Here is a 10,121-nt window from a genome sequence, read left to right as displayed (position 1 = left end):
GGTGAGTAAGTCTAAAGTTGCAGGCAGTGCTGGCTAATGTTTAAGTTTAATTGTCTGATTTTAAAAGAAAAAGGTTGACATTAAGTGTCAACCCTTCAAACCCTTCTCGACTCCGTTACTTCTTCTTCCCGACCTTCTTTTTACTCTTAGCGGCCGTCTTTTTCTTGTCGTCTTTCTTTTTGTTCTTCTTCTTAAACACAGGTTTCTTGTGTTTAGGGCGCATCTCTTTAATGAAACGCTCTTTAATATCTTCTTTAACGTAGCGCGCTACGCGATCTATCATTGGCTGGTCGTGCGCTTCGACAAGTGATACCGCATTACCTTTTTTACCAGCACGGGCAGTACGGCCGATACGGTGTAGGTAAACATCAGCACTACGTGGCATGTCGTAGTTGATCACGTGGCTAACGTCAGGAAGGTCGATACCACGAGCGGCAACGTCGGTAGCAAGAAGTACGTTCACTGTTCCGTCGCGGAAGCGTGCAATAGCGTTATTACGGCGATCCTGTGGCATTTCGCCTTGGATCCACGCACAAGGAATTTGTGCTTTTTCCAGTTCGGTACGCAATTCAGCAAGGCGCTCACGTGTTTTTAAGAACACGATTGAACGTTCTGCCTGTTCGGTAAGGATCTTCTTTAGTAGTTCCAGTTTATGCGTCATGTCATCAGCACGGTGGTACCACTGGGCAATTTTTTTGCGTTCACGGCGTGATGGTTCTGCGTCAATTTCCGCTGGGTCTTTAAGTAGATCCGCAGTGAAACCTTCGACACCTTTGCCTTCTAATGTCGCTGAGAATAACAGCGTCTGTTTACGCCAGCGACATTCAGATGAAAGACGATCGACCGTTGGGCCAAAACCCATGTCCAGCATGCGGTCTGCTTCATCAAGAATTAACCATTCAATTGCACGACAATCAAAACGCTCGGCTTCGATGTACTCCATTAAACGACCTGGCGTTGCGACAACAATATCTTGAGTTGTGGCAAGAATATCTGCGTGCTCTTGATACTGAACGCCACCAGTAATAGTGAAAATGTTCAGATTAGTGTGCTTCGCCAGAGCTCGAGCCTGATCAGCAACCTGCATCGCTAACTCACGAGTTGGAGTCAGGATAAGAACACGTGCAGGTCCTGGTTTACGGCGTGGGAAGTCTTGTAAAAACTGCAAAGCAGGCAGAGCAAATGCTGCGGTTTTTCCGGTGCCAGTTGGCGCAGATGCCAAGACATCTCGACCATCCAACGCTTGTGGAATCGCTTCAGCCTGAATTTGTGTCGGGCGGTCATAACCCATTTCTTCAATTGCGAGGAGTAGATTAGGATCTAACTCTAATTCAGCAAAATTTCTGATCACTATGATGTCTCCACAAGCGAGTTGGTGTGAGCAATATTTTAAGGGGACGTATTATAGAGTGATCGGTGACAAGGATCACACCTTATTTTCTACATCTTGAGATAAAAGTCTTTAGTTAAGTCGATAAACTCAGCGGAGTAACCATTATCCTGATGAATAGTTAGCTGTTCAAAGTGAGTGGTTACAGGCTGTTTGCTTAGTTCGAATAGAATACGACTGACGGGTTTGTTAGGCGTTGGCTGGATCGAGCAGTGTCTTTTTAGCTGCCAGCCTTGTGTTTTAGCGATATCAATAAATTGCTCTCCCTCTACTATCGGCAGGACAAAACTAGCGCAGCCGTTATCGCTCAGCAGTGACCAACAGCGTTTCAGAAGTCGCGAGTGTTCGAGAGTCGAGGTATGTCTGGCAACGGCTCGAGAACTATTAGCCGCTTGCTCACCACTATTAAAGTACGGGGGATTACAGATAATAGCCTCAAAACTGTGCTTAAAAGGGTGTTTGAGTACGTCGGCGTGATGGAGAGTCAGTCGATCAGACCAGGCAGATGCGTCAAAGTTAGCTTGAGCGGCCTCAATCGCGTTTTGTTCAATATCGATCGCTTCAATGTTGAGTAGATGACTACGTTGAGCGCACATCAAAGCGAGTAAACCAGTGCCTGTCCCGATATCTAACAGAGATTTGTAGCCAGCGAGATCTATCCACGCACCGAGCATCACGCCATCGGTGCTGACAGGCATGCCTGAATAGCCACCTTCAATCTTAAATTGTTTGAACTCAAAGCTTTTCGTCTTATTCATAAGTTTTTATCTTTATCGGGAATTGGTTGTTTTTTGAGTTAATTGATCTGTTGTTAATTATTTGTATGGTTTATTGTTCTGTTTGTTTTTGGTGTGTAATGGAATTTGGCTAGTTTATATATCTACTTAATTAAGTAAATCTAGTGATGTATGCTGGTTTTTAGTTGTAATTATAAATTTATGTGGTGTTTTTCGCCTTTGGCTTGCGAGTTGATGAGGTTTTCGTCATTATGCGCGCCTTAATTTAACGAGTGGACGGCAAATTTTGACCATCCAACAAACACAACATTCATTAGATTATAAGTAAAGGGTCGACTGTGAATCAGACTTTAAAACTAACAGATATTCTTGCGGTAGGCTTTATGCTTTTCGCGTTCTTTTTGGGTGCAGGTAACATCATCTTTCCACCTTTAGCTGGTCAATTGGCTGGTGAAAACGTTATTCCTGCAATGGCAGGCTTCCTTGTAACTGCAGTAGGTCTACCTCTTATTACTATCGTTGCTATTGCTGTTGCTGGTGGCTCTTGGGAGCATTTAACCAAAGATCTTCCAAAACGTGCAGCAATGATCATGGCGGTACTGATCTTTATCATTATCGGTCCTGCGTTTGCTGCGCCACGTACTGGTCTTGTTGCTTACGAGATGGCAGTAAAACCATTTTTTGTTGATGCTGCTCAGTCACACCTGACTATTTTCTCTATTCTGTTCTTCGCTGTAGCCATGTTCTTTGCTTGGTCACAGGGCAAACTGATCGATGTGATTGGTAAAGTTCTGACTCCTGTTCTGTTCCTGGGTCTAATCGTATTAGCAGTAGCAGTATTTATTGATCCGCAAGGTGAGATGATTGCAGCTCACGGTGAATATTTAACTCACCCACTGCAGAAAGGTTTCCTTGAAGGCTACAACACAATGGATACCTTCGGTTCACTGATGTTTGGTGTACTGATCGTTGATGCACTACGTCAGAAAGGTATTACTGAACAGAAAGCGACGTCGAAGTACCTAATCAGTGCGGCTTGTATTGCGGCAGCGGGTCTGACTTTCGTTTATGTATCTCTTTTCTACTTAGGTGCAACAAGTGCGACAGTAGCAGCTGGTGCAGATAACGGTGGCGTGGTTCTAAGCCTTTACGTTCAGTCGCTATTCGGTCCTTACGGTCAAATCGTACTATCTGTCATTGTACTGCTAGCGTGTCTGACAACGGCTATCGGCCTTGTTTCTGCTTGTTCTGACTACTTCAGCTCACTGACTCCAATCTCTTACAAGACTTGGGTTATCATCAATGGTGTTGCATGTGCAGTTGTGGCTAACGTTGGTTTGTCTCAGCTAATCTCACTATCAGTTCCAGTACTATTCGCTCTATACCCTGTAGCGATTGCTCTGGTTGCTCTGACTTTCCTACGTAAGAAGCTACCTAACCCTAAAGCTGCATATCGAGTAGTCATTCTGGTTTCGTTACTGTTTGCATTAATTGATGCGGCGAAGGTTGCGGGTGTCGATGTATCTGCACTAAACATGCTACCGCTATTTGATATCGGTATGGGCTGGTTACTACCAACGGTTGTCGCTATGGTTGCTATGCTATTTGTCGGTAAAGTTGAAGAGCCAGTGCTAGCGGAAGAGAACGCATAATCTCTCACTCTGACTGAGTTAATGATCCCCTGTCGCGTAAGGCGTGACAGGGGATTTTTTTTGCATTTGAATTTTTATTCACCTTTAAAAAATTCCTGTATCTTCATCACACTTTTGAGTACAATTCCTCGGTTAAATTCTACTCATAAATGTTGAGCAAACATGTTTGAAATCAATCCTATTAAAAACCGCCTAAAGGACGTGTCTGAGCGCACTAATGTCCTGAGGGGGTATCTTTGACTATGACGCTAAGCAAGAGCGTCTAGAAGAAGTCAACGCAGAATTAGAGCAGCCAGATGTATGGAACGAACCTGAGCGCGCACAAGCGCTAGGTAAAGAGCGTTCATCATTAGAAGCTGTTGTAGAAACCATCGATCTTTTAGAGCAAGGCGTAGAAGATGTTGATGGCCTACTAGAGCTTGCTGTAGAAGAAGAAGATCAGGAAACTTTCGACGAAATCGAACCTGAACTCGCTGAGCTTGAATCTAAGTTAGAAAAACTAGAGTTCCGCCGTATGTTCTCGGGCGACCATGACTCATCGGATTGCTACATCGACTTGCAATCTGGTTCTGGTGGTACAGAAGCACAAGACTGGACTTCAATGATGCTACGCATGTACTTGCGTTGGGCTGAAGCGAAAGGCTTCAAAACAGAAGTGATTGAAGTATCAGAGGGTGAAGTTGCTGGCCTTAAAGGCGCGACGGTTAAGATTTCTGGCGAATACGCTTACGGCTGGTTGCGCACTGAGACTGGTGTTCACCGTCTGGTTCGTAAGTCTCCATTTGATTCAAGTGGCCGTCGTCATACTTCGTTTGCTTCTGCGTTTATCTATCCAGAGATTGATGACAACATTCAAATCGACATTAACCCTGCCGATCTGCGTATCGATGTATACCGTGCATCTGGCGCTGGTGGTCAGCACGTTAACACCACAGAATCTGCGGTCCGTATTACTCACGTACCAACCAACACTGTAGTGCAATGTCAGAACGACCGTTCTCAGCATAAGAACAAAGATCAGGCTATGAAGCAGCTTCGCGCTAAGCTTTTCGAATTAGAAATTCAGAAGCAGAACGCTGAGAAGCAAGCCAATGAAGATGCTAAATCTGACATTGGTTGGGGTAGCCAAATCCGCTCTTACGTGCTGGATGACTCCCGTATTAAAGATTTACGTACCGGCGTTGAAAACCGTAACACTCAAGCGGTTCTTGACGGCGATTTAGACAAATTTATTGAAGCTAGCCTGAAATCAGGTCTTTAAGCTTTTCACCGACACTTACGAAACAGGATACATCGAAAATGACTGATGCTGTTCAAAACGACAACGTACAAGAAGAAAACAAGCTGATTGCTGAGCGTCGTAGCAAGCTGGATCATATCCGCCAAAGCTGCAAAGCAAACGGCCACCCTAACGACTTCCGTCGTGACGCACTAGCGGGCGACCTTCAAAAAGAGTTCGGTGAAAAGACGAAGGAAGAGCTAGAAGAGCTAAACCATGTAGTCGCTATCGCTGGTCGTGTAATGGCTAAGCGTGGTCCTTTCCTTGCGATTCAAGAAACGTCAGGCCGTATCCAGGCATACGCTGCAAAAGACGTTCAGAAAGAGCTGAAAGAGAAATACCAAGGTCTTGATATCGGTGACATCATCGGTGTTAAAGGTGCGCTTCACAAGTCAGGTAAAGGTGACCTTTACGTGAACATGGAGTCATACGAGCTGCTAACTAAAGCACTTCGTCCACTTCCAGAGAAGTTCCATGGTCTGACTGACCAAGAGATGCGTTACCGTCAGCGTTACGTTGATCTTATCGTTAACCAAGATTCTCGCGAAGCGTTCATCATCCGTTCTAAGCTTGTATCGGCTATTCGTAACTTCATGAGCTCAAAAGGCTACCTAGAAGTTGAAACGCCAATGATGCACGTGATCCCTGGCGGTGCAACAGCTCGTCCATTCATTACTCACCACAACGCACTGGACATCGACATGTACCTACGTGTTGCTCCTGAGCTATACCTGAAGCGTCTGGTTGTTGGTGGTTTTGACCGCGTATTCGAGATCAACCGTAACTTCCGTAACGAAGGTCTTTCTCCTCGTCACAACCCAGAATTTACAATGATGGAATTCTACCAGGCATACTCTGACTACAAAGATCTGATGGATCTGACTGAAGAGATGCTGAGCACTGTGGCTATGGAAGTTCTTGGTTCAACATCTATGCCTTACGGTGACGAAACGGTTGAGTTTGGTGGTACTTACGCTCGCATGAGCATGTTTGAAGCGATCAAGCACTACAACCCGGATCACGCTGAAATTCAGGCTCTGACTGAGGAAGACTTACAAGACCGCGACAAGATGGTTGCTATTGCTAAGTCTGTTCACGTTGAAGTTGAAACGTTCTGGACATGTGGTCAGCTTCTTGAAGAGATCTTTGGTGAAACTGCTGAGCCGCAATTAATTCAGCCGACTTTCATCACTGGTTACCCAGCGGACATTTCTCCGCTAGCTCGTCGTAGCGATGACAACCCATTCTTCACTGACCGTTTTGAGTTCTTCATCGGTGGTCGTGAAGTAGCGAACGGTTTCTCTGAGCTTAACGATGCACAAGACCAGGATGAGCGCTTTAAAGCGCAAGTTAATGCAAAAGATGCTGGCGATGATGAAGCAATGTACTACGATGCAGATTACATTACAGCCCTTGAGCACGGCCTACCGCCAACAGCGGGTCAGGGTATTGGTATTGACCGTCTAGCGATGCTATTCACAAATACTCATACGATTCGTGACGTAATCCTATTCCCTGCGATGCGTCCTCAAGCTTAAGTATTAAGTGATTAAATAAGCCACCTTCGGGTGGCTTATTTCGTTTTTGGCGCAGGATAAATAACCACTGGCTAATGAGTTTTTTCGCAATAACAAAAGGATACCATTCGGTAAGTGAATGAAATCTTATTGAGGGCGGTAAAATAGTTTGAGTCGACTCTCACAACGTATGGAAAAAGGGCGATTCCACCGCTAGTCTTATTATTGAGACAGATTCTCTGCCAGAGTCTCTATAATGTAACCAAATAGATTTATATGTGCATCGGCACACATTGCATTCATATTATCAATAATAAGGAATAAGCTTCATGGGTAGTCAATTCCGAATGGATTCCGTTCCGGGTTCTTTGGTCGTAGTTGGTGGGACCTACGAACCATGGCTTTCAGTGTTAGAACAGGTTGGGTGGAGATGTACTCAGTGTGGTGATTTACGTAAAGCGGATGCTTTGTTCACCGAAACAGGCCCTTGCATAGGCATTGTCGATCTGAGTCATGATGAGTTTAGTCTTAACGGGATCGCCAACCTGGTAAGCAAGCATAAGCAAGTTCGTTGGTTAGCGTTTATTCGAGAATCTCAGTTAAGCTCTGACACCATCTGTCAGTTCATCGTTAACTTCTGTATCGACTTTTTCACAGCACCAATTCCTGATGCGCAACTGCTCAGTACGATTGGTCATCAGCTTGGGATGCTGAAGCTGGAGAAAAAAGTCTGGCCTCATTACGGAAACCAGAGTGATATGGGCATGATTGGTGATTCGATCCCAGTCAAACGCCTGCGTGACCAGATAAAACGAATTGGCCCAACTGACGTTAGTATTTTAATTTATGGTGAAAGTGGTACCGGTAAAGAGACAGTAGCTCGCGCTGTACACCGAACTTCTGCACGCGCCAATAAAGAGTTTATTTCAGTTAACTGTCGAGCAATGTCAGAGCGCCGTATCGAAAGCGATCTGTTTGGTATTAACCGCGATGATACCAGTGAACTATCGATTCTTGAAAAAGCGCACGGCGGAACCATCCTGCTCAACGACATTCTCACTTTGCCTAAATCACAGCAACTCAATCTACTCAGATTCCTGCAGGAAGGTATGGTAGATACTGCTGCTGGTCGTAAAGAGGTGGATGTACGTGTATTGGCGGCTAACTCTGCGGATATTGAAAAGGCGCTAATTGATGGCGACTTCAATGAAGAGCTTTACCACTACATTAATGTATTACGAATCAATGTTCCTAGCCTTAAAGAGCGAGCAGGGGATGTGGCAATTCTGGCTCGTCACTTCTTGCAGGAATATTCGAAAGAGTACAATGCACAGGCTCGCAGTTTTACTGAAGAGGCGACACGTGCACTCACTCGTTACCATTGGCCGGGTAATGTCCGTGAACTGATGAATCAGATCAAGCGAGTCGTGCTGATGTCAGATACGGTGATGCTGGATGAGGTTCACCTAGACCTGCCTAAACGCAGCGATAGTCGTCGTAGCCTGAAGAGTATTCGTGAGCGTAGTGAGCGAGATGCACTGCTGTTGGTTCTGGAATCTCACTCAGGGCAAGTCTCAATGGCAGCGAAAGAGCTCGGTGTATCCCGTGCAACAATGTATCGTTTATTAAACAAACATAACCTGATCTCGGACGTTCCGGTCTAATTGATTGTTTAATAGATAAAAAGCCACGCTTTAATCGAGCGTGGCTTTGTTTTATTAGCGAATAATTCTCTAATAATGAATTATAACCAGGTTGAATATCTTATATCTGCTGATTCTTATGGCAAATTCCTAGGTTAAAAAATTGTTTTAACCTTATCGATAAAAAAGAGTTGAATTTATAACCTTCGCGGTTAGAATTTAACCATGAGCTAGGGCTCATACCCATCAAACTATCTTTGGATTAATACATTAGCTAGGAGGCGCACAATGAAACATATCACTGTTAAATCATTTATCTGTGCCTCTGTCGATCAAACCATCTCTGCGATGGCTGACTCCAAACGTAATGCGTTTGGCGCCGATCGAAAACTAGATAACCCAATGTAATTAATCCGTATCCAAATTTTTTAATTGGCTGCGGAAAAGCAGCGAATTAAAACACTCTATTGATCTATCGATTCGTTGATCTTTTCCCAGCTTCATACTCAACTGGAGAAAACTCATGAGTCATTCTGTATATCTAAAACTTGCAACGCTACTAGTTAAAGCCGATCTTCGCCGTGAAGAGCAACAGTGGAAACGAAAACTACGTCGTAGTGCTTTTGATATTCCTTGGAACAACGCTCATCTACTTCGAGATATTGGTCTTGAGCAAGATGGTCGCCCAGTAGGTTTAACTGAGCCAGATAGCGTTAAAGCCGAGCGTCGTATTCGTCACCTTCGTCGTGTACTGAGCTCGCGAATACCAACGTAATCAGAAGGGCAGGCGTGTTGCGCCTGCCCGACTAACCATTATGGGCAAGGGTTGGAGTATGTCGTGCCAATCTCCTGGATGCCCGCAAGCAACTCATCTGTTAAGACGACATCTAAACTATCGATATTTGATTTAAGCTGATCCAGATTTGTCGCGCCGATTATATTCGATGCGACAAAGGGTCTCTGATTAATGAAAGCCAATGCCATTTGCGCCGGATCGAGACCATGCTCTTTAGCCAAATTCACATAGGCTTGGGTCGCTTCAATACCTTGCGGTGTAAAGTAACGAACAAAGCGTTCAAACAGGGAGCAGCGAGCGCCTTGTGGTCTTTTGCCATTAAGGTATTTACCACTCAGACAACCAAACGCTAGCGGAGAGTAGGCAAGCAGTTGTACTCCCTCGTAATGGCTGATCTCTGATAGTCCAACCTCAAAACTGCGGTTGAGTAAGTTATATGGGTTTTGGATAGAGACAATTCGCGGAAGCTCATGTTTTTCTGCCAGTCTGAGCAACGTCATTACCCCCCAAGGGGTTTCATTGGATACACCAATGTAACGAATTTTTCCGGCCTTAATGAGTTCTGCTAGTGCTTCAAGTGTCTCAATAAGAGTCACCTCTTCCTGCGAGTCAGGATAGGGGTAGTTGAGTTGGCCAAAGCAGTTAGTCTTGCGTTGAGGCCAATGCAGTTGGTAGAGATCGACATAGTCAGTTTGCAAACGCTTTAAGCTATCATCGATCGCTAAATGAATATTACGTCTATCCAGACTCATGTTATCGCGGATGTAAGGCAAATTACGTGGGCCTGCGACTTTTGTCGCTAACACGATCTTCTCTCGCTTGCCTGATTTCGCCAGCCAGTTGCCTATGTATTGCTCGGTTAAACCTTGCGTGCCTGCCTGTGGCGGAACGGGATACATCTCAGCGGTATCAATAAAGTTAACCCCGCGTTCAAATGCGTAATCCAACTGACTAAATGCTTCTTGTTCGGTGTTCTGCTCACCAAATGTCATTGTGCCAAGACAGATCTTACTTAACTCCAGTGTGGAGTGTGGTAGCTTGTGATATTGCATCGACCTTCCTTGTTATAGCGGTGAATATGATCCCACTATAGGGGAAGCAAGTATC

General features: G+C 44.9%; 8 protein-coding genes. 5 read left to right on the top strand and 3 right to left on the bottom strand.

What is annotated here, in order from left to right:
- Positions 1-115: 115 nt before the first annotated feature.
- A complete protein-coding gene (srmB, locus tag RH46_RS02385; RefSeq protein ID WP_006877804.1) occupies positions 116-1,351 on the bottom strand; it encodes an ATP-dependent RNA helicase SrmB in 1,236 nt (411 codons plus the stop codon).
- Between the two features lie 89 nt (positions 1,352-1,440).
- Positions 1,441-2,148: a tRNA1(Val) (adenine(37)-N6)-methyltransferase gene (locus RH46_RS02380; RefSeq protein ID WP_006877803.1), complete on the bottom strand. Its 708-nt coding sequence runs from the start codon at positions 2,146-2,148 to the stop codon at positions 1,441-1,443.
- Positions 2,149-2,465: 317 nt separating this feature from the next.
- Between RH46_RS02380 and brnQ the strand changes: the two genes are divergently transcribed.
- The 5 genes from brnQ (at position 2,466) to RH46_RS02355 (ending at position 8,993) form a co-directional block, all read left to right on the top strand.
- Positions 2,466-3,779, top strand: a complete 1,314-nt coding sequence (brnQ, locus tag RH46_RS02375) for a branched-chain amino acid transport system II carrier protein (protein ID WP_006877802.1) — start codon at positions 2,466-2,468, stop codon at positions 3,777-3,779.
- Positions 3,780-3,941: 162 nt separating this feature from the next.
- A protein-coding gene (prfB, locus tag RH46_RS02370) for a peptide chain release factor 2 (protein ID WP_138922145.1) occupies positions 3,942-5,040 on the top strand; the annotation gives its coding sequence in 2 pieces (ribosomal slippage) (positions 3,942-4,016 and positions 4,018-5,040; 1,098 coding nt in all).
- A 38-nt stretch (positions 5,041-5,078) separates the two neighbouring features.
- Positions 5,079-6,596, top strand: a complete 1,518-nt coding sequence (gene lysS / locus RH46_RS02365) for a lysine--tRNA ligase (protein ID WP_006877800.1) — start codon at positions 5,079-5,081, stop codon at positions 6,594-6,596.
- A 308-nt stretch (positions 6,597-6,904) separates the two neighbouring features.
- The gene (vpsR, locus tag RH46_RS02360) at positions 6,905-8,239 is read left to right on the top strand and encodes a cyclic-di-GMP-binding transcriptional regulator VpsR (RefSeq protein ID WP_006877799.1); all 1,335 of its coding nucleotides are present in this window, start codon (positions 6,905-6,907) and stop codon (positions 8,237-8,239) included.
- A 502-nt stretch (positions 8,240-8,741) separates the two neighbouring features.
- Positions 8,742-8,993 (top strand): hypothetical protein, encoded by a 252-nt coding sequence (locus tag RH46_RS02355; protein WP_006877797.1) that lies wholly within the window; start codon positions 8,742-8,744, stop codon positions 8,991-8,993.
- Between the two features lie 38 nt (positions 8,994-9,031).
- On the opposite strand, the gene RH46_RS02350 is transcribed toward RH46_RS02355, so the two are convergent.
- The gene (locus RH46_RS02350; protein WP_006877796.1) at positions 9,032-10,066 is read right to left on the bottom strand and encodes an NADP(H)-dependent aldo-keto reductase; all 1,035 of its coding nucleotides are present in this window, start codon (positions 10,064-10,066) and stop codon (positions 9,032-9,034) included.
- Positions 10,067-10,121 lie beyond the last annotated feature (55 nt).

Origin of the sequence: Vibrio brasiliensis LMG 20546, from assembly GCF_000189255.1 — a bacterium.
In the GTDB taxonomy this organism is placed as follows: Bacteria; Pseudomonadota; Gammaproteobacteria; order Enterobacterales; family Vibrionaceae; genus Vibrio; species Vibrio brasiliensis.
The sequence above is the reverse complement of the archived record's forward strand: the minus strand, read 5'-3'. Positions and strand labels throughout refer to the sequence as shown.